This is a genomic window from Microbacterium schleiferi (assembly GCF_020781975.1).
In the GTDB taxonomy this organism is placed as follows: Bacteria; Actinomycetota; Actinomycetes; order Actinomycetales; family Microbacteriaceae; genus Microbacterium.
This window is the reverse complement of the sequence record NZ_JAJGNI010000006.1, coordinates 113,890-136,458: the sequence shown is the minus strand read 5'-3', so window position 1 is coordinate 136,458 and position 22,569 is coordinate 113,890. Positions and strand designations below refer to the sequence as shown.

Sequence of the window (22,569 nt, the reverse complement as noted above, 5' to 3'; positions counted from 1 at the left end):
CCGCGGAAGAGATTGCGCGGCGGCGGTCTTCTCGGGACGTGGCTAACTCCGCAACTCCGCCCCGAATCAGCATCCGGAACGCAATAAACCCCGCCATGAGGCCCGGGGCTGAGGAGTTAGCGGCGCCGCGTCCGCGAGCCCGATCAGGCCCAGATGCTGGGCGCCTCGGCCTTGGTGGGCGGGAGGGCAGATGCCGCTGCCCAGTCGTGGATCCAGGACGAGACGTCCGGGGTGTCGTCGGGGCGGCCAACGGCGGCGAAGAACTCGTCGTGGCTGACCGTGCCGCCCGCGCGCTTGAGCATCCGCGACCGGATGATCGCGCGGGCGAAGATCTCGCCGTTTACGACCGCGCGATGCTCCAGATACAGCGCCTTATCGTCGTGACCGATGAAGCGTGTCTCGACGTCAAACCGCTGCCACAGCTGGAGAGACTTACGGAACGAGATGGTCTCGCTCGAGACCACGGCATACCAACCCTGCTCCCGCATCGCGTCGAGCAGGCCTGAGCGCACCAGCAAGTCCCACCGGCCGAGGTCGAACAGCGACAGATATCGTCCGTTGTTCATGTGGCGCAGGATGTCGATATCTGTCGGCAGCGTCGTCAAGCGAATCCGCGCAACGCCCGTGGGTGAGACCAGACCCTCTCGGCGCTTGCGCCACCGGGCTCGCCAGATCACCAGCATCGTTCGCCACATCACGTTCACGAGGGGCGATGCTAGGGGAGAACGCATCGACGGGGTACGCGGTTGTGGGATTTCCACAGCACAAACCCGCCGCATCCGCCCCGGCTTTGCGCCGATTTCTTTTCCGCGTGATCGCCCGCGTAGAGTCTGGCCATGAACGCCGAAACGCAGACGGATGTCATCGTCAGGCCCGTGCGCGATGTCGACGCACAGGAACTCGGTCGCGTCCACGCGACGTGCTGGCACGAGACCTACGACCACCTCATCAGCAAAGCAGCTCTCGAGAATGTCTCACCGAAGAGACTTGCCGAGCTGTGGACGCACTGGGCAGCCCAGGGTGAGGAATACCGCATGAGCGCGGCGCTCGTCGACGGCGAGATCATCGGCTTCGTCGGTTCCGGGCCGGCCCGGGACGAGGATGCTCCGCGTGAGCGCGAGCTGTACTTCATCTACCTGCTGCACCGGTTCCACGGCACCGGTGTGGGCCAGCTCCTGTTCGACGCAGCGATCGAAGAGGGCGAAGGGGTGTACCTGTGGGTCGCCGCTGATAACCCCCGCGCACATCGGTTCTACACCCGAAACGGTTTCGCTCTGGACGGAGCAACCCACGACGAGGCGTTCCTCGGCGAGTCGCTGACTGAGGTGCGCTTCGTCCGGTGACACGCTCCCGCTCGGTCGAGCGTGACGGCTCGACGCGAACTGAACGTCCGTGACGATGCTGCAGATCTGGGCGCTCGACGGCATTCGCGAGATCGTCGCCGGAGATGACCTCGTCGCTCTGATCGGCGCCGCCGCCGGAGACTCGCTTGTCGACGGTGACATCCTGGTGGTCACCTCCAAGATCATCTCGAAGGCTGAAGATCGATTCGTCGCCGCCGCCGACCGCGAGGAAGCGATCACCGCCGAGACTGTGCGTGTCGTCGCCACGCGGGTCGCGGCATCCGGTCATACCACCCGCATCGTCGAGAACCGTCTGGGAATCATCGCGGCGGCCGCAGGCGTCGACGCGTCCAACACACCCGACGGCACGGTGTTGTTGCTTCCTGTCGATCCGGATGCCTCGGCCCGCGCCCTTGCCGCAGGGCTTCGCGACGTGACCGGCGCCGAGATCGGCGTCATCATCAGCGACACCCTCGGGCGCGCGTGGCGCGAGGGCCAGACGGATGCCGCGATCGGCGCGGCCGGCATCCGAGTGTTCGACGACCTGCGCGGCGGCACGGATGCCGAGGGCCGGCCGCTCGTGGTGACGATGCCGTGCGTCGCCGACGAGCTCGCTGCAGCTGCCGACCTTGTGAAGGGAAAGACCGGACGCACGCCGGTTGCGGTCGTTCGGGGACGAAGCGACCTCGTGGGTTCGCTCGAGCTGCCCGGTGCCCATTCGATCATCCGAGCACGCGAGCACGACATGTTCCACACCGGCGCCGCCGAGTCCTACGCCGCCGGCCGCGCCGCGGGGCTCGTTGCGGCTCGGGAGGCGAACGACGGCGACGGAGGGGCGAAGCTCTGAGCTTCCCCCCTCCGTCGCTTTTCGCATCAGCGTGCGGCGCGCAGCATCACCTGTCCGGCCGAGACCTCCACTGAGATCGTGCTGTCAGCGCCGGGATCGCTGCCGAGCTGATTGCGGAAGTTGCCGGCTGAGACGTCAGAGGTGACGTCGTACGCCCCGTCGGGAACGACGAGGGTGAGCGAACCCGCGCTCACTCCGGCACGGATGTCGCTGGGCTGAGCCCCACTGAACGCGGCATCCATCGACCCGGCACTGACCGTCAGGTCCGCGGTGTCAACATCCGCGAGGTTGAGCACTGCGCGCCCCGCAGACAGGTCGACCGACACGTCCTCGGCGGATCCGTCGAGCGTGAGCTCCCCCGCACCGACAGTGAGGTCGACGAGACCGAAGTCGCCGTCGGCGCGCAGTGACCCAGCCGCCATCTGCATGTCGGCGTCGAGGCCCTCGAGACTGTCCGGCAGGACGAGCACGGCGCGGCCGCTGCCGCCAAAGATCCAGCCCATCCCCCATTCCCAGCTCGGGGAGGCGACCGTGAGGGTGTCACCGGCACGCTCGAGAGTCCAGCGATCACCACCGAAGGGTGCGGTGACCTCGAGCTCTGCCTCGTCGACATCCGCGTACTCGACGGTCAACGACCCGGCGTTCAACTCAATCGAGAGGGCGTCGACTCCAGCCACGGCGACAGTCGACGAGGCAGTGGAAACGGCAGCTGCCCGGATCGTGCTGAATACCGCACCGACGATCGTGCCGAGCACGATCAGCGCGCCGAGGACGATGATCAGGATCGCGACGACGGTGGAGGATCCGCGTGGTCCGGAAGACGCGGGCTCGGAGCCGGGAGCCGGGGCATCGGGGCCTTGCGGCGAAGTGGGAGCGGGTGGCGGTGTGAGGTTCGTGGTCATGACAATTCTCCCGTCTGGGGCGGCATCCCGCCGTGAGCGATGTGGGCGAGGGCCGCGAGCACCCGCCGGTTGCCGGAGTCGTCCTGCTCGAGTTCGAGCTTCTGGAAGACCGCCGTGATGTGTTTTTCGACGCTGCCCTCGCTGATGTGGAGGGTGCGCCCGATGGCCTGGTTGGACTTGCCTTCGGCGATGAGTGCGAGCACCGTGGCCTCGCGGTCGGTCAGCCGCTGCATCCGCTCATCCCGGGCTCGCCTGCCCAGCAACTGGGCGACGACCTCGGGGTCGAAGACAGTCCCTCCTGCCGCGATGTCGTCGACGGACTCGAGGAACTCGGCCACGTCGGCTACCCGGTCTTTCAGCAGATAGCCGAGGGCGCCGCCGCGTCCGGCGATGAGCTCGCTCGCGTACCGTTCCTCCACATACTGCGAGAGCACCAGGACGGGAAGATCGGGGCGCGACGCGCGAAGGCTGACTGCAGCACGGATGCCTTCATCGGTGCGGGTCGGGGGAAGGCGAACGTCCAGGATGCACAGCTGAGGGTCGAGGTCAGCTACCGCGTCGGTCAGGCCGTCGGTGTCGCCGAGAGCGGCGACCACCTCGTGCCCGGCATCCTCGAGCAGGCGGACCAGACCCTCCCGCAGCAGGACGGAGTCTTCGCAGATCACGATGCGCATGGCAGGCTCACTTCCACGGTCGTCGGGCCGCCGACGGGACTGTCAACGGAGAAGGTGCCGCCGGCGCCGAGCGCACGGTTCGAAATGCCGTCCAGTCCCCCGCCGGGAATGACCTGGGCACCGCCGATGCCGTTGTCTTCGACGCGGGCCCAGAGCACTCCTCCCTCGCGCTGGCGCACCAGCACCCGCGCTTCGGTCGCACGCGAGTGCTTTGCCGCGTTGGTGAGCGCTTCCGCGATCACGAAGTAGGCGGCGGCCTCCGCTGTCGGTGCGCAGCGCTCGGTGATCCTCACGTCGAGCACAACGGGCACGGGCGACCGGGCAGCCAGGGCGGATAGCGCAGCATCCAGTCCGCGGTCGTCGAGCACGGAGGTGTGGATGCCGCGCGCCAGCTGCCGCAGTTCCGTGATCGCCGCCTTCGTCGACGTGTGGGCCTCGGAGATGAGTTCCTTCGCGGCTGCGGGATCGGAGTCGATCTTCTGCTGCGCCAGCCCCAGGGTCATCCCCACCGACACGAGCCGCGGCTGCACGCCATCGTGGAGGTCACGTTCGATCCGGGTGCGCTCGACGTCGGCGGCGCGCACAGCCCCGGCACGCTGCGCCTGGGACTGCCGGGCCTGCTCAGCCAGAAGCGCTTCCCGCGAGGGGATCATGATCGCGCGGGCCAGCACACCGTGCAAGATGGCAAGACCCACGATGGTCGCCAGCGCCAGCAGCGACACGACGATGCCGACCGGGACCGCCCACGCCGTGGACACATCGATCCACGTGCTGCCGAGGCGAACGGCATCCGCTGTTCCGGCGTACAGGGGCGAGAACGCGAGCGCGACACCGGATGCCGTGACGCCGACGAGGCTCAGCACGATCCAGCCGAGGATGGTGGCGATCGCGCCGTTTGCCACAGCGCGCCACATGCCCGGGTCGATGAACTGCAGCCAAATCGTGTGGAGGAAGCCACCGAATCCCGGCTTGGGGCTGCGGCGGGGGCGACGCGCAGGAAGTCCGAAGCGGTAGAGCCCGTCGATGCGCGCGTTCTCGAGCCAACTCAGCGCGAACAGCACGTACACGAAGGCCAGCAGGAAGAGGAGCCCGATCCCGATCACGGGCAGAAGCCCGAGGCCGAGACCCAGAAGCGTCATGAGAATGGCGAACACCCCGGGGCCGATCACACCGAGCGCGGCGAGCTGGGCGATCGCGCCAGCCACGCGCGCGGGCGTCGCGACGGGCCGAGGTGGCGAATACGTTGTCGTCATGCCTCCACGGTAGGTTCCGGCATCCGCTTTCCGCGTCCCTGCCAGCCGGTCGAATCACGGGGGGATAACCCCCGACATCCGGCCGGGCTCGCCGGGTCCTGACGGATGCCGCCCGAACCCGCCCCCGTCAGCGGCTGGACACCGTGCCGAACAGGCGCGCGATCGGAGCCAGCACGAGAGGGCGCGCCGCAACCCACGCTGCCGCAATCACGATCATCGACAGGACGAACAGCCAGAAACCGACCCAGTTCTCGGCGTCAGTGGCTGCGTACATGTGGTTGAGGTTGCGCAGGGCCCCGGTCGCAAAGACCAGGATGACGTGGACGATGATGAACGCGACGAAGTACAGCATCACGGGGAAGTGCACCGTGCGTGCCCACTCGACCGGGTAGGCCCGGTTCAGCGCCTTCGCGTTCTTCGGCCAGATCCCGCTCATCCGCACGCCGGTGATGATCGCCAGCGGAGCCGCGATGAACACCGTCGTGAAGTAGGCGAGTTGCTGCAGTGAGTTGTAGTTGACCCATCCGTTCTCGGTCGGCCAATCCAGCGATACGTACTGCAGCGCCGCCGACAGGGCATTGGGGAACACTTCCCAGCTCGTGGGAACGATCCGCATCCACTGTCCCGTGACGAACAGCAGTACCACGAAGATGAGGCCGTTCACGATCCACAGGATGTCGAGGGCTTGGTGGAACCAGATCGTCAGGCTGACCTTGCCCTTGGGCTTGTTCCGCGGCGCCCAGAACACGCTCGGGCGCTTCTCGGTGCGGATCGTGAGACCCGACCGGATGATCAGCACCATGAGGAACACGTTGAAGAAGTGCTGCCATCCGAGCCACGCCGGGAAGCCGACGGGAGCTCCCTCGGGCAGGTGGTACTCGCCGGGGTAGGTCGTAAGGAAGTCCTGCATCCCATCAAGCGAGAGCAGCCAGCGCACCGCAAGCACCGCCATGCCCGCAGCGAAGAGCAGCCCGAGGCCGCCCACGATGACGGCGCCTGCCCACTGCGTGCGTGTGAACGGGCCGACGCGGGCGGGCTCTGGCCGCGGCGCGGGGCGCGTGCGGGCTGATGCCCCCTCCCAGACCGTCGGCGTGAACGGGAGCGGCACGCTGACGTCATGTGCCGGAGCACTGACCACTGAGGTCTCGGCAGGGGCGGCATCCGGGTGCGCCTCGCTTGCCGCAACACGCCGTGCGTCGTCGTCGGAGCCGGCGTTTTCGGGCAACCGAGCCTCGGCGCTGGATGCTGCAATCGCCGCGACCATCTCGGCGGTCGGCCACGGCTCGCCACCCGGAACACGAGGCAGGCCCCGACGTACGGGGCGCGCGGCACCTTCGTTTGCCGCAAACCGCGCTTCGTCCGTCGCCGACGCGGCGTGTTGCGGCAAGCGAGACTCGGGGGCGCCGGATGCCGCATCCGTCACCGCCGTGGCGGTCACTCCCGTGTGTGCTGCAGTTTCGTGCGACTGCTGTGCATCTTCCCGCAGCGCTTGCACAGAAGTGCCGCGCTCGGGGGACGGCGCGGCCGGCGGCCACGGCTCGCCGCCGGGGACGCGGGGCAGACCCCGGCGCACAGCCCGTGAAGCCGGCGCGACTGCGGCGGCATCCGTCGCCGCTACCCCTCCGGCGGGTGCGGCAGTTTCGTGCGACTGCTGTGCATCTTCCCGCAGCTCCTGCGCAGAACTGCCGCTCTCGTGTGAGCCGCCGGCAGGCACGGATGCCGCAGCCGGCGTGGCCGCGGAGGGTGCGGGGGCTTCCGCGGACTCCGCGGCCGCCCCGCCGGGCGTCTCTCCGGCGGGCGGCCAGGGGTCGCCGCCCGGGATGCGGGGCAGCCCGCGCCGCAGGGTGCGCGCGTAGGTCGCCATGGGCTCAGGCCTTCTTCGCCTGCAGCGTCTCGATCAACTGCGGCACGACGGTGAAGAGGTCTCCGACGACGCCGAAATCGGCGATCTCGAAGATCGGGGCGTCGGCATCCTTGTTGATCGCGACGATCGTCTTGGCCGTCTGCATGCCGGCCTTGTGCTGGATCGCTCCGGAGATGCCGAGCGCGACATACAGCTGCGGAGCAACCGAGACACCGGTCTGACCGACCTGCGCGGACTGGGCGATGTAGCCGGCGTCGACCGCAGCACGCGACGCGCCGACGGCGGCACCGAGCACGTCGGCGAGTTCCTCGACGAGAGCGAACTTCTCCTCCGAGCCGAGGCCACGCCCGCCCGAGACGACCTTGGCGGCGCCACGCAGCTCAGGCCGCGCCGAGGTCACGACGACCTCTTCGACCGACCCGACGGTCGCCGCCTTGCGACCGGATGCCGCCACCTCGAGCTTCTCGGCGACAAGCGGCTGAGCCTCCGCTCGCGCATCGATCGAGCCCTGGCGCACCGTGATGACGGGAGCACCGAAGGTAGCCGCTGCCTCGACGTTGTATGCGCCGCCGTAGACGGAATGGTGAGCCACGATTCCTTCGTCGTCGCGGGTCACGCCGACGGCATCCACGCACAGCGCCGAGCGCGACCGGGCAGCGTACCGGCCCGCGGTCTCGCGCGACTCGATCGAGTGCGACAGCAGCACCGCATCCGGATTCACGAGCGCCGCGGCGGCAGCCACCGCATCCGTCGCCGGCACACCCAGCGCCTCCCCTTGGCCCTCTGGCGTGGCGGTGAGCACCAGCGTGGCGCCCAGTTCAGCGGCCGTGGGCGCGAGGGTCTCGGCGTGCTCGCCGACGATCAGAGCGACGGGGGTTCCCACGCCGGCCGCAGCACCCAGCAGGCCCGCGGCGCTTGGGGCGAGCGTGCCACCGGGCGTGACATCGAGAACGACCAGAACAGCATCAGCTGCAATATCCACCATCATCTGCCCCTTAGACCAACCGGTTCGAGATCAGGAACTCGGCGAGCTTCACGCCCGCATCGCCCTCGTCGACGACCTTCACGCCCGCCGCCCGCGGCGGCTTCTGCGCCACCGCGATCATGATCGAGCGAGCAGCATCCGGGTCATCGGCGGTGACGCCGAGGTCAGCGAGTGAGACCGTGTCGACCGGCTTTTTCTTGGCCGCCATGATCCCCTTGAAGTTCGGGAACCGCGCATCGGGCAGCCGTTCGGTGATCGAGATCACGGCGGGAAGAGCAGCGGATGCCGTCATCGACCCACCGTCGACCGACCGCTCACCCGAGACCTCAGATTCGGTGATGGTCACGGAGTTCATGCTCGTGATGCTCGGCACATCCAGCAGTTCGGCGAGCATCGCCGCCATGACCCCACCCGATCCGTCGGTGGACTGGTTTCCCGTGATCACGAGGTCGAACCCGGCCCGTGAGATCGCGGCGGCCAGGGTCTGTGCAGTGAGCCCCAGATCGGCACCCAGCAGCGCGTCATCGACGACGTGCACGGCGGATGCTGCGCCCATGGCGAGCGCCTTGCGCACCGATCCGGATGCCGACTCCGGCGCCATCATCACGACGACGACCTCGGTGCCAGGGTTGGCGTCCGCGTACGAGAGCGCGACCTCGAGCGAACGCTCACCGATCTCGTCGATGACGGCGTCGCTTGCGCCTCGATCGGCCAGTCCCGTCTCGAGATTCAGTACTCGATCCCCCCACGTGTCGGGGACCTCTTTCACCAGGACGAGAATCCTCATCGCGCTCCTCCTTCTTGCATCGAGTCTAGGGTCGCCAGCCCGGGGCGAATCCGTGCGGGTGAATCGGTCACCGGCCGGTGAATCGGGGGGCGCGCTTCTCGCGGAAAGCCGCCATCCCTTCCTTCTGGTCTTCGAGGGCGAACAGTGCGGCAAAAGCCTGACGCTCGAACCTCAGCCCCTCGGCCAGTCCGCTCTCCTGCGAGGCGCGCAGGGCTTCCTTGGCCGCGTACGCCACCGGCAGCGACTTCGCGGCGATCGACTCCGCCACCGCCAGAGCCTCGGCGGCGAGGTCTTCGGCCGGAACGATCCGGGACACCAGGCCGGCGCGCTCCGCCTCGACGGCATCCATCATGCGCCCGGTCAGAACGAGCTCGGCGGCCTTGTAATAGCCGATCGCGCGGGTCAGGCGCTGCGTGCCGCCCAGGCCCGGAATGACTCCCAGGGTGATCTCCGGCTGCCCGAACTTCGCGGTGTCGGCGGCGAGGATGATGTCGCAACTCATCGCGAGCTCGCACCCGCCTCCGAGTGCGAAGCCCGAAACGGCGGCGACGATCGGTGTGCGGGCCCGGCCAAGGGCCTCGAGGCCGACAAAGGGGCTGTCGACTGTCATGTCGCGCACCGTCTTGTCGGCCATCTCCTTAATGTCGGCGCCCGCGGCAAAGGCGCGCTCCGAACCGGTCAGCACGATGCATCCGATCTCTTCGTCGGCATCGAAGGCTGCCACTGCGGCACCGAGCTCGGTCGCGAGGGTTGAGTTCAAGGCGTTGAGCGCCTCGGGCCTGTTCAGCTGGATCCAGCCCACGCGACCGCGCGTGTCGACCAAGATCGTCTGGAAATCACCGGTGTTCTCGGTCACGTTCGCTCTCCTTCTTCGGTGTCGCTGGGGCGTGCCGGCCGGATCGATCCTGCCGAATCCACAGGCGGTGTCGCCAACCGATTGTCGGTTGGCTACAGCCGCTCGATGATGGTGGCGTTCGCCATCCCGCCGCCTTCGCACATCGTCTGCAGTCCGTAGCGTCCGCCGCTGTGTTCGAGCGAAGCCAGGAGGGTCCCGAGCAGGCGGGTTCCGGATGCGCCGACCGCATGCCCGAGCGCGATCGCGCCGCCCCACGGGTTGAGTTTGTCGGGATCGGCGCCGAGTTCCCGCTGCCACGCAAGTGGTACTGACGCGAAAGCCTCGTTCACCTCGTAGGCGTCGAGGTCATCGATCGTGAGCCCTGCCCGGTCGAGGATCCTCCGGGTTGCCGGGATCGGTGCGGTGAGCATCATGATCGGGTCATCGCCGACCACGGCAAAGGCGTGGAAGCGGGCGCGAGGCGTCAGGCCCAGCGCATTCGCGCGTTCCTCACTCATAATGAGCGCTGCTGAGGCGGCATCCGTCAGCGGCGACGAGTTTCCCGCGGTGATCCGCCAGTCGACGTCGGGAAAGCGCTCGGCGAGTTCCGGTGTGCGGAACGCCGGCGCAAGGCTCGCCAGCTGTTCGGCGGACGTGCCGGCTCGAATCGTCTCGTCGGCGTCCACGAGCCCGCCCGGCGTGACGACCGGCAGCACGTCAGCCGCGAAACGGCCTGCCGCCGCGGCTTCGGCGGCCCGTCGGTGCGACTGGGCAGCATACGCGTCGAGCTCATCTCGTCCGAGGCCCCACCGCGCCGCGATAAGTTCCGCGGAGACGCCCTGGTTCACGAGGCCCTCAGGGTAGCGGCGACGGATGCCGTCGGCATCCGCACCGCCGGCACCAGCCGAGCCCAGCGGGACGCGGCTCATCGACTCGACTCCCGCCGCGATCACGACGTCATAGGCACCGGCAATGATCCCGTGGGCCGCGAAGTGCACAGCCTGCTGGCTCGAGCCGCACTGCCGGTCGATCGTCGCGGCCGGCACCGACTCGTCGAAGCCCGCCGCAAGAACAGCCTGACGAGCGATGTTGGCGGCCTGGTCGCCGACCTGACTGACGCACCCCATCAGGACGTCATCGATCTGGCGCGACTCGAGCCCGTTGCGCTCGAGGATCGCGGTCAGCGTGCCGGCTGCGAGGTCGACGGGATGCACACCGGAGAGCGCGCCTCCGGGCTTGCCCCGACCGGAGGGCGTCCGGACGACGTCGACGATGACGGCGGTGGTCACTCGGCGGCCTCCTCCGGGCGCTCTTGCACGTTGATCGCGGAGGTGTCGGGCACGTAGCCCTCGATGTGGCGCTCATCGGGGCCGTTGTAGGCCGACAGCGGCCGGATGAGCGCGTTCGAGGCCTGCTGCTCCATGATGTGTGAGGTCCAGCCCACAACGCGGGCCGCGACGAACAGCGGCGTGAAGGTCAGCGTGTCGAAGCCGATCAGGCTGTAGGCCGGACCCGACGGGTAGTCGAGGTTCGGGTAGATGCCCTTACGCGCCACGAACTCCGATTCGAGGGCGTCGTAGAGGGCTGCGACATCCGGGCGGTCGTAGTGGGCGACAAGGGTGTCGAGCGCCGCCTTCATGGTGGGAACGCGCGAGTCACCGCGCTTGTACACGCGATGCCCGAAGCCCATGATCTTGCGCTTCTCGGCGAGAGCCGTGTCGAGCCACGCTGACACGTTCTCGGCCGAGCCGATCTCGTCGAAGATGTGCAGCACTGCCTCGTTCGCGCCACCGTGCAGGGGTCCCTTCAACGCGCCGATCGCACCTACCACTGCGGAGTAAAGGTCGCTGAGGGTCGAGGTGATGACGCGGGCCGTGAATGTCGACGCGTTGAACGAGTGCTCGGCGTAGAGGATCATTGACCGGTTGAACGCATCCACGACAACGTCGTCGGCCTCTTCGCCGAAGGTGAGCCAGAGGAAGTTCGCGGCGTAATCCAGCTCGTCGCGCGCATCGACGGGTTCGAGCCCGTGGCGGCGCCGCTGCCCGTAGGCGACGATCGCCGGAAGTTCGCCGAAGAGACGGATGCTGCGCTCGAGGTTCTGCTGCGGAGTGCCCACCGCGTCCATGACATTCACGATGCCGCGGGTCTCACGCGCCCCGATGACACTGACGGCTGTGCGCACCTCATCCATCGGATGAGCATCGAGCGGGATGAGATCGATCGCGGCCCTCACGTCGGGCTGCAGTGCGCGGTTCTCGCGCTCCGTCTTGCGCAGAGTGGCAAGCTGCTCGTCTGAGGGCAGCTCGCCGGTCCACAGCAGGTGCGCGACGGCTTCGACAGGCTGTGTGGCGGCGAGCTCCTGAACCGGGTATCCGCGGTAGAGCAGGCTGTTGCTGTCGGGGTTGACCTTGCTGACTGCCGTGTAGTCGACGACGACGCCGGCAAGCCCCTTCTTGATGTCGGTGTCGGCCATGCTCACTCCTTCGTGATGGGTGCAGAGACAGTGAAGTTGAAGATGCTCGAGTCGAAGTGGTTGTACTGCTCGTAATCGATCAGGTCGTAGAGGTCGGCGCGGTGCTGCATCTCGTCGAGCCTGTCGCGCAGGTGCCCCTTCGCATCCAGCTCGTCGAGTGCGCGCCCCGCCGAGCCCATGGCGACGCGCAGCAGCGAGACCGGCCAGATGACGATGTTGATGCCGGCGGAGCGCAGCTGCTCGGTCGAGAACAGCTCGCTCTTGCCGAACTCGGTCATATTCGCGAGCACCGGCACGTCCAGCGCCGCACGCATCCTCTCGAACTCGCCGAGATTACGCATCGCCTCGGGGAAGATCGCGTCGGCGCCGGCATCCACGAGAACCTTGGCCCGGTCGATCGCGGCATCCAGTCCCTCGATGGCACGGATGTCGGTGCGAGCCATGATGAGGAAGTTCTCGTCCCGACGCGCGTCGACGGCGGCACGGATGCGTTTGACCGCGGTGTCAGCATCGACGACGGCCTTCCCGTCGAGGTGACCGCACCGCTTGGGGTTGATCTGATCCTCGATGTGGGTGCCCGCAAGGCCTGCGTCTTCGAGGGTCTGAATGGTGCGTGCCACGTTCATCGGCTCGCCGAACCCGGTGTCGGCGTCGATGATCGCCGGAAGCTCGGTCATCCGGGCGATCTGCTGCCCGCGGCCCGCGACCTCGGTGAGGGTCGTCAGGCCGATGTCGGGGAGCCCGAGGTCGGCCGCAAGGACGGCACCGGAGATGTAGACCCCCTCGAAGCCCTTGCGCTCGATCAGCCGCGCCGACAGCGGGTTGAAGGCTCCCGGGAATCGCAACAGCTCTCCCGACGCAAGGCGCTCCCGAAACAGCCTTCGCTTCTCGGCCGCGGATGTCTGGCTGTAGAGCATCAGAAGAGCCCCTTGGGCGCGGGCGCCGAGGCGAGAACACCGATTCTCGCGACGATGTTGAGCTGCCCGACCTCGTCTGCCGAGAGCTCAGGGAGGCGCTGGGCGAGGTCGAGGAACCGTTCGATCTCTTCGGGAGCGAGCACGGGCTCGGCAAGCAGCCGGAACTTACGAACGTAGTCCTCGCGAGCGAACGGCCGCGCGCCCAACGGGTGCGCGTCGGCAACAGCGATCTCGTCGACAACGGTGGAACCGTCGGCCATAACGATCTCCACGCGCCCCCCGAAGGCCTTCTCGTCGGGGTCCTCGGAGTGGTAGCGGCGCGTCCACTCGGCATCCTCGGCCGTCGTGATCTTGCGCCAGAGCTCCACCGTGTCGGGCCGTGCGGCACGTTCGGGAAGATACGAGTCGACGTGATGCCACGCGCCGTCCTGCAACGCGACCGCGAAAATGTACGGGATCGAGTGATCGAGGGTCTCGCGGGATGCCTGCGGGTCGTACTTCTGCGGGTCGTTCGCCCCCGAGCCGATGACGTAGTGCGTGTGGTGGCTCGTGTGCAGCACGATGCTCGCGATGTTGGCGGGGTCGCGCAGCTCGGGGCGCTCGGTACCGAGCTTGCGGGCCAAGTCGATCCACGCCTGCGCCTGGTACTCGGCCGAGTGCTCCTTCGTGTAGGAGTCGAGGATCGCCCGCTTGGACTCGCCCGGCGCCGGAAGCGGCACCTCGTAGGCGGCATCCTTGCCATCGAGCAGCCAGGCGATCACGCCGTCCTCGCCCTCATAGATCGGGCTGGGGCTCGTCTCACCGCGCATCGCCCGGTCCACGGCTTCGACTGCCATCTTGCCGGCGAAGGCAGGGGCGTGGGCCTTCCACGTCGAGATCTCGCCCTTGCGGGACTGGCGGGTCGCGGTGGTCGTGTGCAGGGCCTGCCCGACGGCCTGGTAGATCGTCTCGACGGACAGGCCCAGGAGGGTGCCGATGCCGGCAGCTGCCGACGGACCGAGGTGTGCGACGTGGTCGATCTTGTGCTTGTGTAGCGAGATCGCGCGCACGAGGTCCATCTGGATCTCGTAGCCCGTCGCGAGAGCCCGCACCACCGCGGCACCATCGGCCCCGACGTGCTGGGCGACGGCCAGGATCGGCGGGATGTTGTCACCCGGGTGAGAGTACTCGGCAGCCAGGAACGTGTCGTGGTAGTCGAGCTCACGCACCGCGACTCCGTTTGCCCACGCCGCCCACTCCGGACTCGTGCGACGCTCGTTCGCGCAGCCGAAGACCGTTGATCCGGCACCGCTGACCGACACCGCGTGGTCGAGCGCCTGCTGTCGTGCAGCACTCACCGGTCGGCGAGTGAGGGATGCCGCCGCAACCGCGGCGTTGTCGATCACGCGGTTGATGATCATGTCGACGACCTCGGGTTCGACCGCTACCGGGTCGGCGGCAACCTCCGCGATGTGCCAGGCGAGTTGTCCCTCGCGGGCGAGGTTCTCGTCGCTGCGGTGGACGCGGACGTGATGCGTGATGGTCATGCTGCTCCGGATTCGGTGCGGGCCTCCGACAGGGAGGCGAGGATGCTGGTGAGGGCGTTGTGGAGGTGGACGTGAGTTGCGTGGGCGGCAAGGTCGGCATCCTGCGCCGCGATCGCGTGCGCAATCAGGGCGTGTTCGCCGACGGAGGCGGAAAGACGGTCGGGATTCTCGCGGGCGAGGCGCCGGACGCGCACGAGGTGAGTGCGGATGGTGTGCAGCGCCGAGCTGAGGTAGGCGTTGTCGACGGCGTCGTCGAGGGCAGCATCGAACCGAGCGATCAGGTCGTAGTAGTGCTCCCGCCCTTCGCCGCGAAGCGACGTGCGGTCGAACTCGGCGGCGAGCGCCGCGAACGCGGCAGGGTCGGCGTGCGTCGCGGCAAGGCGCGCCGCAGCTTCTTCGAGCGCCCGGCGGAACTCGAACAGGGCACGGATGTCATCAGCATCGACGTCCGACACGACAGTGACCCTCGGCGACTGTTGCACGACGAGCCCGTCTGCAGCCAGGCGCGCGAGCGCCTCACGCAGTGGCGTACGGCTCACACCGAGGCGGGCCGCCTGCTCGACTTCGCCGAGCACGGCACCCGCGGGTAGGAGGCCGTCTTGGATCTCGGTCAGGAGCGTCCGGTACGCACGATCGCTCGCTCGCATCGACTCTCCCTTCCCCGCCTCCATGTATACACAAAAGCTATCCAGCTATCAATACTGGTTCCTGTGATAGCTCTAGGTATACAAAGAGCGACGGTTCGCTAGGAGCCGTCCGTTCCCGGCGAGCCCTCGTACAGGCCGATGACATTCCCGTCGGGGTCGCTGATGACCGCCCACCAGCTCGTGTCATCGATCGGCTGCTTCGACATCAAGACGGCGCCACCGGCATCCGTCGCCGACGCGACAGTCTCGTCGATCGAATCCACCTCGACGTAGGACCGCGGCTGCGTGAAGCCCTCACTGCGTGGGGCGAGGCCCCCACCGCTGATCTGGTTCGGCGCCTGCCACATCGGGTAGCCCTCGAAACCGGGAGCCTCTCGGATCTGCCACCCGAAGAGCCGTTCGTAGAACGCTGTCGCTGCCGCCATGTCGGCGACCGGAATGTCGATGTGCGTGATGTCACCGTGTGCCATGTCGTTCTCCTCGATGAGCGCCGAGCAGCCGGGACTCACCCGACGGTGCAAGTCTGATCGTCGCGCGGGGCACTGACAAGGGCGTTCGTCACGCCGAACCTGCAATGCACACCGTGCGACGATGAGGCAATGGATGACGCATCGGCTGCCGAACTGCGGAAGCTCCGCGCCCGGGCATACGGCCCCGACGCCGACCTGCTCGAGGACCCCGCCGCCAGCTCGCGCCTGATGGAACTTGAAGCACAGCTTCGAGCGGAGCGCGAGGCAGAGCGGCCTCCGGTGGCTACGGCGTCCAGCGCATCCGGAACGGGCCGCGAGCCAGGCCCAGCCGCCGAGGCACAATCGCCCGATGCGCCCGCCGCAGACCTCGACGCCGAAGCCGCAGACGACCCGGCGACACGCCTCCTGTGGGCACTGGTGCGCATGCTGACCTCGCGGCTGCCACCTGTCGCGACCGCCATCGTCGCCGTGTCGATCGCAGCGGCGATTGCGTTGACCGCATCCATCGTCTGGGGACTCGCGTCTCTTCCCATGATCTCGCAGACAAGCGCGAGCCGTCAGGTAGCCACTCTCGAGATCGATGACGACGTTGCGATACCCGAGGGATTCTTCGGCACGACGTCGGAGCAGGCCATCGCCTACGAGTACTACGGGCTTCTGATGGCGCAATCGTCGGCCATGAGCCCGAACGGGGAGAGCGAGTGTCTTATCGGGCTGGACGAAGACGACCTGACTGCCGATGGTCAAGGCGTGAACGGGCCGTTCTACTACGGATGCCGGGCCGGGGCCTTCCCCGCGACGATCGAAGTTCCCTTGGATGACACAGCGCCGGAGCGCTTGCGCGAGCAATTCCCCGAGGGCGGCGCACTGCAGTTCGTTCTGCAGGACGACCGGATCGGTGTCTTCTGGGACGGCGGCGCGACCGCGGCCTAGCTTCCGGACGCGGGCGACACCGTCAGCGAGCACGGGTCATGCGAGCATGAAGCGATGACCGACGATGCCGCCGCTGAGCTGCAAGCGTTGCGCGCGCGAGCCTACGGTCCCGACGCCGACATCCTGCGCGACCCGGTCGCCTACGACCGACTGCAGGAACTCGAAGCGCAGCTGCGCAGCGAGCAGCGAGGGCCGGAGCGCAGCGGTGCGGTCCCAGGTACGTCGTCAGTGGCATCCAGCACCGAAGGGGGCGCCCCATCGTCCGCGGCAGCGGCGGCCGGCACCGGCGATCAGGAGTCCGCGGGCACGGCAGTCCCCCGGAGCACCGAACGGGCCAGCGAATCAGGTGCCCGCGCGGCTTGGTCGCCGCTCACCCGCGTGCCCCCGCTCGCGCGCGCCTTCTGGCTCATTTCGGTGATGGCGGTAGCGACGCTCGCCGCATCCGTCACCTGGGGCCTCGCCTCGATTCCGGTGATCTCCGAAGGCTCGGGAGCGCGACAGATTGCGGCGCTCGATCCCGACCCGTCAGCCACAGCCCCGCCGTTTGGGAACACCGACACACCCCCGGTGGGATTCCAGTTCGCGGGCTACACGCTGATCACGGCCACGAACTCGAGCGACGGCGTCGACAGCGAGTGCCTTGTCGTCTTCAGAACTGAGGACGTTGACGACGAGTCGGGCTTTCCGAACGGGCCGACGTACTACGGATGCGGCGCCGGGACTTTCCCGCCGAGCGCGTCACTACAGATCCATGCGGGTTCGCCGGCCGAGGCTCTGGAACGCTTCGGAGAAGGGTCCTCGCTGCAGTTCGTCCTGGAGGGCGACCGCGTCGGCGTCTTCGTCGACTCAGCACCGCCGGACCCGGTCAACTGACGCCGTGAGCACCGAGCGCTGCAGCAAGTGCAGCAATCACCGGTCGCTGTGACGCGGTGAGCTTCTCGGCGGCAACGGCAGGTTGCATCCACTCGACACGATCGACCTCGGGAAAGCTCACCGTCCTCGCCGATCGCGGCGGCCACTCGAGCTCGAACTCCCCGAAGACCGGGCGCGAGATATCGAGCCCGGTGTCCTCAATGGCGAAGACGCTGATCGTCTTGCGTGATGCCGCGAAAGACCCGAGCTCGACCACAGGGCCATCCGGCGGATCGATCCCGAGCTCCTCACGGAACTCGCGCCGCGCGGCCTGAAGTGGGGGCTCCTCCGCCGGGTCATATTCGCCCTTGGGGATCGTCCAGGCTCCGGCATCCTTGCGCTGCCAGAACGGTCCACCCATGTGGGCGATGAGTACCTCGAGGGCGCTCGAGCCACCCGACGCGGACACTACGAGGCGATACACCAGCAAGCCGGCGCTCGTTACCGGCATCAGCCGGCGCCGTCTCGGCGCCGCAGCGCGGCGCGAAGGCTCCGCACGAGCAGCAGCAGACCGCCCAGGCCGACGACACTGCCAAGGAACGGGAACAGGGGAACGTCCTCGGTCAGTTGCGGTCCGCCCGAGGAAATCGCCAGGGCGATGCCCGTGGCCAGCAGAGTCACACCGACGAGCGTGCTCGTCACCTGGCCGAGCATTCCCTCGATCCATCGCCGCTCACCCGCACCCTCGAACGAGCGAAGGCGCACCGAGAAGGTGCCCTGTTCGAGGGAGCGCGAAATGTTCTCCAGGCGCCGCGGCACGCGGCGCACCTGCTCCAGAGCGAGCACGAGCTGCGTCTGCGCCGACAGCGCTGCGGTACGCAGCGACAGCATGCTGCGGGCGAAGTGCGGTGCCCGCGTAAGCGCCTGACCGACCATGTCGTACCCCGGATACACCCGGCGGAGGCCCCCCTCGAGCGAGCCGAGAGTCCGGAATACCAGCAGCAGAGACGGGGGCATCGCCAGTCGGTGGTGGCGGAGGGTGTCGAGCAGAAACCGGAAGACATCCTCGCCCGCGGGGGCGTTGCGAACCCGAGTGATGATCGCTCCGACATCACGCTGCAGCGCTGCCTGATCGGCGCCCGCCGGGTCGGGTTCGCACAGCAGCAGCACGATATCGGTGGCGGCCTGATCATCGTCGGCGGCGATCGCTGTCAGCAGCGGCACGAGAAGGCGCCGCATACTGGCCTCCAGTATGCCCACGGCGCCGAAATCGATCAGGGCTACCTCTCCGTCATCGCAGAGGATCAGGTTTCCCGGATGCAGGTCGGCGTGGAAGACCCCGCGCACGGCGATCTGCTCGAACACGGCATCCAGGACCCCGTCGGCGAGCGCGCGGGCTGCGCCCGGCTCCACCACTCCCTCGGGGAGCTTGCCGAAGGGCACTCCCTCGATGCGCTCTTGCACGATCATTCGCTGGGTGCACAGATCCGGAAAGACCCGGGGAACCCGCAACGGCATCGCGTGCGTCTTCGCGATGGCGCCCCGCAGCATCTCGGCGTTGGCCACCTCGATGCGATAGTCGAGCTCCTCGGTGAGTGCGCGCGAGAACTCGGCGACAAGGGCGACGGCACCATAGTCGGCTGCCCACGCAGTGCGACGTTCGGCATCACGCGCGAGGCGCTCGAGGATGTCGAGATCGGTGGTGACTTGGGCGCGTGCGGAGGGCCGCTGGATCTTCACGACGACGCGCTCGCCCGACACCAGCGTCGCGGCGTGCACCTGGGCGACGGATGCCGCAGCCATCGGCTCCGACTCGATCTCTGCGAACACCTCGGTGATCGGCCGCCTGAGTTCGGCACGGATCGCCGCTTCGGCCTCCGGCCAGGGAATCGGGGTCGAGTCCATTTGCAGCGTCGAGAGCGCTTCGATGAGGTCTCGCGGCAGCACGTCCTCGCGCGTCGAGAGCACCTGGCCGAGTTTGACGAAGGTGACGCCGGCCTCGGCCAGGGCCGCCACCAGCGCCTGGGGCAACGCGTCTCGCGCGGCATCCGATCGGCCGCGGTACATTCCCAGGCCGTGCCGGGAGGCGATGGCAACGATCTGCGCGTATCGGCGGGCGCGATCGCGCCGACGGAACGCCTCCCGGACGATCGTCACCGGATTTCCGAGCGGGCGACTGGGCCAGAGGAACTCCAGGGTGACGAGGATGACGACGACGACGGCGAAGATCCAGCCGAGTACGAGGGCGACGAAGGCCACCACGATCGGGCTTTCGACGACGACGCGATCACCGTCGATGACGTCGGCCTGCTCGAACACCCACGCTGTCAGCGGAAGTGAGCCAAGGAACACCACGGCGGAGGTCACGAGAGCGCGAACCCATCCGATCTGGGCGTCGAGGAGTCGCCTGCTGACCCATGCGGACAGCGCAGCGAAGGCGGCAGTGAGCAGAAGGACAGCAAGCCAGATCGGCATGTCCCGATTGTGTCAGCAGCATGATCCGGGCGCACGAACTGCACCGAAACCCGGCCGCATAGCGCCACCGTCTACGCTGTCTCGCGACGCCGCCCTCTCACCAGACCCGGAAGGCCCCCATGGACGAGACCCCTGTTGCAGCCGCACCCGCCGGGCGCTTCGCCGGAGAGGAGCTTGCAGGCGGCATCCGCGTCTGGCGCGGCATCCGCTATGCCCAGGCCCCGACCGGCGACGCCCGCTGGCGCGACCCTGTTCCGGCCGAGCCGCTGGATGCCGGCGTGACGGTCGAGGTGACAAGCTTCGGGCCCGCCGCACCGCAGAAGGCGAATCCGGCCATGGACCTCGGGCCGGACCCGATCTTCGACGAGGACTGCCTCTTCCTGAACGTCTGGAGCGGGGCGGATGTTGATGCTCCGGCTCCGGTCATGGTGTGGCTGCACGGCGGGGCTTACACGTTCGGCTCCAGCAGCCAGCCGGTCTATGACGGCGAAGCCCTCGCGGGCCACGGCGTGGTCGTAGTGACGATCAACTACCGCATCGGCGCGCTCGGATTCCTCGATCTGTCGAGCAAGTCCACCCCGGAGCATCCCTTCGACGGAAACCTCGCCCTGAAGGACGTCATGCTGGCGTTGCGCTGGGTGCAGCGGAACATCGCAGCGTTCGGGGGCGACCCCGAGCGCGTGACCGTCTTCGGCGAGTCCGCGGGCGCGGGCCTCGTGACGACGCTGCTCGCCGTCCCGAGCGCTGCGGGGCTCTTCTCGCGCGCGATCGCCGAATCCTCGCCGGTCTCGAGCGTCTACGACGCGGCCCGGGCCGAGACCGTCACCGACCTGTTCTTGGCGGCGGTCGGTAATCCCGCCCCGGCAGATCTGCGAACACTGCCGGTCGAGCAGATCGTCGAAGCCGGGATGACGGTGTTCGCCGAAGTCCCGGCGCAGCATCCAGGAACCATCGCATTCGGTCCCGTCATCGACGGCGACCTGCTGCCCGAGGCGCCGGCGACAGTCCTTGCCGAGGGGCGTGGTCTGCCGGTACCGCTGTTGATCGGCACAAACAAGGACGAGGCATCCCTCTTCCGGATGATGAAGTCACCGCTCATGCCCATCCGCGAGGAGCAGATCGAGCAGATGCTCGCCGAACTCGGCACCGAACGCCCCGGTATCGACCTGCCGTCGATGGCGCAGGTGCTCTCAGCGTACGAGGGCGTTCGTCACCACGCGGTCGGGCTGGGAATCGCCCGTGACATCGGATTCCGGATGCCGACGCTCTGGGCCGTCGAGGGCCATTCCCGCGTCGCGCCGGTCTGGCTCTACCGCTTTGACCACGCGACGCCGATGCTGCACCTGCTGCGCATCGGCGCAACGCACGCGACCGAGCTCCCCTACGTATGGGGCACGTTCGGCCGCCGCGCGCACGACATCAGCTTCCGACTCGGCGGCCGCCATGAGGCCGAACGGATCTCGGCGAGAATGCAGCAACGATGGACGGCGTTCGCCACGGGGGAGGCCCCGAACGCCGACGGCGCCGTGGAGTGGCCGGCATTCGATGTCGATACCCGCGCAACGCTCGTGATCGAGGCCGCGGACCGTGTGGTCCCCGACCTCGATCACGAGTTGCGCACCGGCTGGGGAGACGAGGTTCTCGCCTTCCCCTGAGCCGTGGCGCCCTTATGGGCGGGACGGTGCCAGACGTCGCGCCCTCACGGGCGGGACGGTGCCAGACGTCGCGCCCTTATGGGCGGGACGGTGGCGAGGACTCTTCGGTGAGCGCCGGATCGGTCTCGGCCACCGAGCCGAGAGCGTCATCGATCGCCACCATCGTGTCGGCATCCAGCGTCACGCCTGACGCCTTCACGGTGTCATCGAGCTGCTCGGGACGCGAGGCGCCGACGAGAGCCGCCGACACGTTGGGGTTCTGAAGCACCCACGCGATCGCGAGCTGCGGCAGGGTCAGACCCGCCTGCTCGGCTACCGGATGCAGCTTCTGCACTGCGCTGAGCACGTCATCCGTCATGAACCGCTTGATGAAGCCCGCGCCGCTCTTCTCGTCGGTGGCCCGCGAACCGGCGGGAGCCGGCTGACCGGGCAGGTACTTGCCGCTGAGCACGCCCTGCGCCATCGGCGACCAGACGATCTGCGAGATTCCGAGCTCCTCGGAGGTCGGAACGACCTTCCCCTCGATGACGCGCCACAGCGCCGAGTACTGGGGCTGGTTCGAAACGAGCTGGATGCCGAGATCCTTGGCCAGCGCGTGCCCGGCGCGCAGCTGCTCGGCCGTCCACTCGCTCACGCCGATGTAGAGCGCCTTGCCCTGCCGGACGATGTCGGCAAAGGCCTGCATCGTCTCTTCCAGCGGGGTTTCGTAGTCGTACCGGTGCGCCTGGTAGAGGTCGACGTAGTCGGTTCCGAGCCGCTCGAGCGAGCCGTGGATGCCGTCCATGATGTGCTTGCGCGACAGACCCGAGTCATTGGCGCCGCCCGGCCCGACGGGCCAGTAGACCTTCGTGAAGATCTCGAGCGACTCCCGACGCTGGCCCTTCAGCGCCTCGCCGAGAACCTGCTCGGCGACCGTGTTCGCGTACACGTCGGCGGTGTCGAAGCTCGTGATGCCGAGGTCCAGTGCTCGGTGAACTGTCGCGATGGCTGCGTCGTTTTCGACCTGCGAGCCGTGGGTGATCCAGTTGCCGTAGGTGATCTCTGTGACTTTGAAGCCGCTGTTGCCGAGATAGCGATAGTTGACCATTGCTCCACGCTATCGCCGCGCCGCGACAGCGGGGCCGGCCC

General features: G+C 68.0%; 22 protein-coding genes. 5 read left to right on the top strand and 17 right to left on the bottom strand.

The annotated features are described in order from the left end of the window. Positions 1-143: 143 nt before the first annotated feature. The gene (locus LL236_RS08810) at positions 144-704 is read right to left on the bottom strand and encodes an acyl-CoA thioesterase (RefSeq protein WP_228178378.1); all 561 of its coding nucleotides are present in this window, start codon (positions 702-704) and stop codon (positions 144-146) included. Between the two features lie 132 nt (positions 705-836). Between LL236_RS08810 and LL236_RS08805 the strand changes: the two genes are divergently transcribed. Then, positions 837-1,343 carry a GNAT family N-acetyltransferase gene (locus LL236_RS08805; protein WP_228178377.1) on the top strand — a complete coding sequence of 169 codons (507 nt, stop codon included), beginning with the start codon at positions 837-839 and terminating at the stop codon, positions 1,341-1,343. A 55-nt stretch (positions 1,344-1,398) separates the two neighbouring features. Then, a complete protein-coding gene (cofE, locus tag LL236_RS08800; protein ID WP_228178458.1) occupies positions 1,399-2,190 on the top strand; it encodes a coenzyme F420-0:L-glutamate ligase in 792 nt (263 codons plus the stop codon). 26 nt (positions 2,191-2,216) lie between these two features. Here the strand turns inward: cofE and LL236_RS08795 are convergent, their stop codons facing one another. The 13 genes from LL236_RS08795 to LL236_RS08735 form a co-directional block, all read right to left on the bottom strand. After that, positions 2,217-3,092, bottom strand: a complete 876-nt coding sequence (locus LL236_RS08795) for a hypothetical protein (protein ID WP_228178376.1) — start codon at positions 3,090-3,092, stop codon at positions 2,217-2,219. After that, positions 3,089-3,766: a response regulator transcription factor gene (locus tag LL236_RS08790; RefSeq protein ID WP_228178375.1), complete on the bottom strand. Its 678-nt coding sequence runs from the start codon at positions 3,764-3,766 to the stop codon at positions 3,089-3,091. The genes LL236_RS08795 and LL236_RS08790 overlap by 4 nt, the downstream gene beginning before the upstream one ends. Beyond that, a complete protein-coding gene (locus LL236_RS08785; RefSeq protein WP_228178374.1) occupies positions 3,754-5,019 on the bottom strand; it encodes a sensor histidine kinase in 1,266 nt (421 codons plus the stop codon). Before LL236_RS08785 ends, LL236_RS08790 begins: the two co-directional genes overlap by 13 nt. A 127-nt stretch (positions 5,020-5,146) precedes the next feature. Further along, positions 5,147-6,883, bottom strand: a complete 1,737-nt coding sequence (locus LL236_RS08780) for a cytochrome b/b6 domain-containing protein (RefSeq protein ID WP_228178373.1) — start codon at positions 6,881-6,883, stop codon at positions 5,147-5,149. A gap of 4 nt (positions 6,884-6,887) precedes the next feature. Beyond that, positions 6,888-7,868, bottom strand: a complete 981-nt coding sequence (locus LL236_RS08775; RefSeq protein WP_228178372.1) for an electron transfer flavoprotein subunit alpha/FixB family protein — start codon at positions 7,866-7,868, stop codon at positions 6,888-6,890. Between the two features lie 10 nt (positions 7,869-7,878). Beyond that, positions 7,879-8,655: an electron transfer flavoprotein subunit beta/FixA family protein gene (locus tag LL236_RS08770; protein ID WP_228178371.1), complete on the bottom strand. Its 777-nt coding sequence runs from the start codon at positions 8,653-8,655 to the stop codon at positions 7,879-7,881. Positions 8,656-8,722: 67 nt separating this feature from the next. Continuing rightward, complete coding sequence (locus tag LL236_RS08765; protein ID WP_228178370.1) at positions 8,723-9,511, bottom strand: enoyl-CoA hydratase-related protein; 789 nt, start codon at positions 9,509-9,511, stop codon at positions 8,723-8,725. A 92-nt stretch (positions 9,512-9,603) separates the two neighbouring features. Further along, positions 9,604-10,779 carry a thiolase family protein gene (locus LL236_RS08760; protein ID WP_228178369.1) on the bottom strand — a complete coding sequence of 392 codons (1,176 nt, stop codon included), beginning with the start codon at positions 10,777-10,779 and terminating at the stop codon, positions 9,604-9,606. After that, the gene (locus LL236_RS08755) at positions 10,776-11,966 is read right to left on the bottom strand and encodes a bifunctional 2-methylcitrate synthase/citrate synthase (protein ID WP_228178368.1); all 1,191 of its coding nucleotides are present in this window, start codon (positions 11,964-11,966) and stop codon (positions 10,776-10,778) included. Before LL236_RS08755 ends, LL236_RS08760 begins: the two co-directional genes overlap by 4 nt. Before the next feature lie 2 nt (positions 11,967-11,968). Continuing rightward, entirely contained in the window at positions 11,969-12,883 is a 915-nt protein-coding gene (prpB, locus tag LL236_RS08750; protein ID WP_228178367.1) for a methylisocitrate lyase, read from the bottom strand. Further along, on the bottom strand, positions 12,883-14,409 hold the full coding sequence (locus tag LL236_RS08745; RefSeq protein ID WP_228178366.1) for an MmgE/PrpD family protein: 1,527 nt from the start codon (positions 14,407-14,409) through the stop codon (positions 12,883-12,885). Before LL236_RS08745 ends, prpB begins: the two co-directional genes overlap by 1 nt. Then, positions 14,406-15,056, bottom strand: a complete 651-nt coding sequence (locus LL236_RS08740) for a GntR family transcriptional regulator (protein ID WP_228178365.1) — start codon at positions 15,054-15,056, stop codon at positions 14,406-14,408. Before LL236_RS08740 ends, LL236_RS08745 begins: the two co-directional genes overlap by 4 nt. Positions 15,057-15,154: 98 nt before the next feature. After that, entirely contained in the window at positions 15,155-15,526 is a 372-nt protein-coding gene (locus LL236_RS08735) for a VOC family protein (protein WP_228178364.1), read from the bottom strand. A gap of 129 nt (positions 15,527-15,655) precedes the next feature. On the opposite strand from LL236_RS08735, the gene LL236_RS08730 reads away from it, so the two are divergent. After that, the gene (locus LL236_RS08730) at positions 15,656-16,459 is read left to right on the top strand and encodes a hypothetical protein (protein WP_228178363.1); all 804 of its coding nucleotides are present in this window, start codon (positions 15,656-15,658) and stop codon (positions 16,457-16,459) included. Positions 16,460-16,513: 54 nt separating this feature from the next. Then, positions 16,514-17,332 carry a hypothetical protein gene (locus LL236_RS08725; protein ID WP_228178362.1) on the top strand — a complete coding sequence of 273 codons (819 nt, stop codon included), beginning with the start codon at positions 16,514-16,516 and terminating at the stop codon, positions 17,330-17,332. Here LL236_RS08725 and LL236_RS08720 read toward each other — a convergent pair. Continuing rightward, positions 17,325-17,780 carry an NUDIX domain-containing protein gene (locus LL236_RS08720; protein ID WP_308017251.1) on the bottom strand — a complete coding sequence of 152 codons (456 nt, stop codon included), beginning with the start codon at positions 17,778-17,780 and terminating at the stop codon, positions 17,325-17,327. The genes LL236_RS08725 and LL236_RS08720 overlap by 8 nt on opposite strands. A 41-nt stretch (positions 17,781-17,821) precedes the next feature. Beyond that, positions 17,822-19,786: an ABC1 kinase family protein gene (locus LL236_RS08715; protein ID WP_228178360.1), complete on the bottom strand. Its 1,965-nt coding sequence runs from the start codon at positions 19,784-19,786 to the stop codon at positions 17,822-17,824. A 119-nt stretch (positions 19,787-19,905) separates the two neighbouring features. Between LL236_RS08715 and LL236_RS08710 the strand changes: the two genes are divergently transcribed. Then, a complete protein-coding gene (locus LL236_RS08710) occupies positions 19,906-21,441 on the top strand; it encodes a carboxylesterase/lipase family protein (RefSeq protein ID WP_228178359.1) in 1,536 nt (511 codons plus the stop codon). Positions 21,442-21,517: 76 nt separating this feature from the next. Here the strand turns inward: LL236_RS08710 and LL236_RS08705 are convergent, their stop codons facing one another. Beyond that, positions 21,518-22,528, bottom strand: coding sequence for an aldo/keto reductase family protein (locus LL236_RS08705; RefSeq protein WP_228178358.1), 1,011 nt, complete (start codon positions 22,526-22,528; stop codon positions 21,518-21,520). Positions 22,529-22,569: the final 41 nt, after the last annotated feature.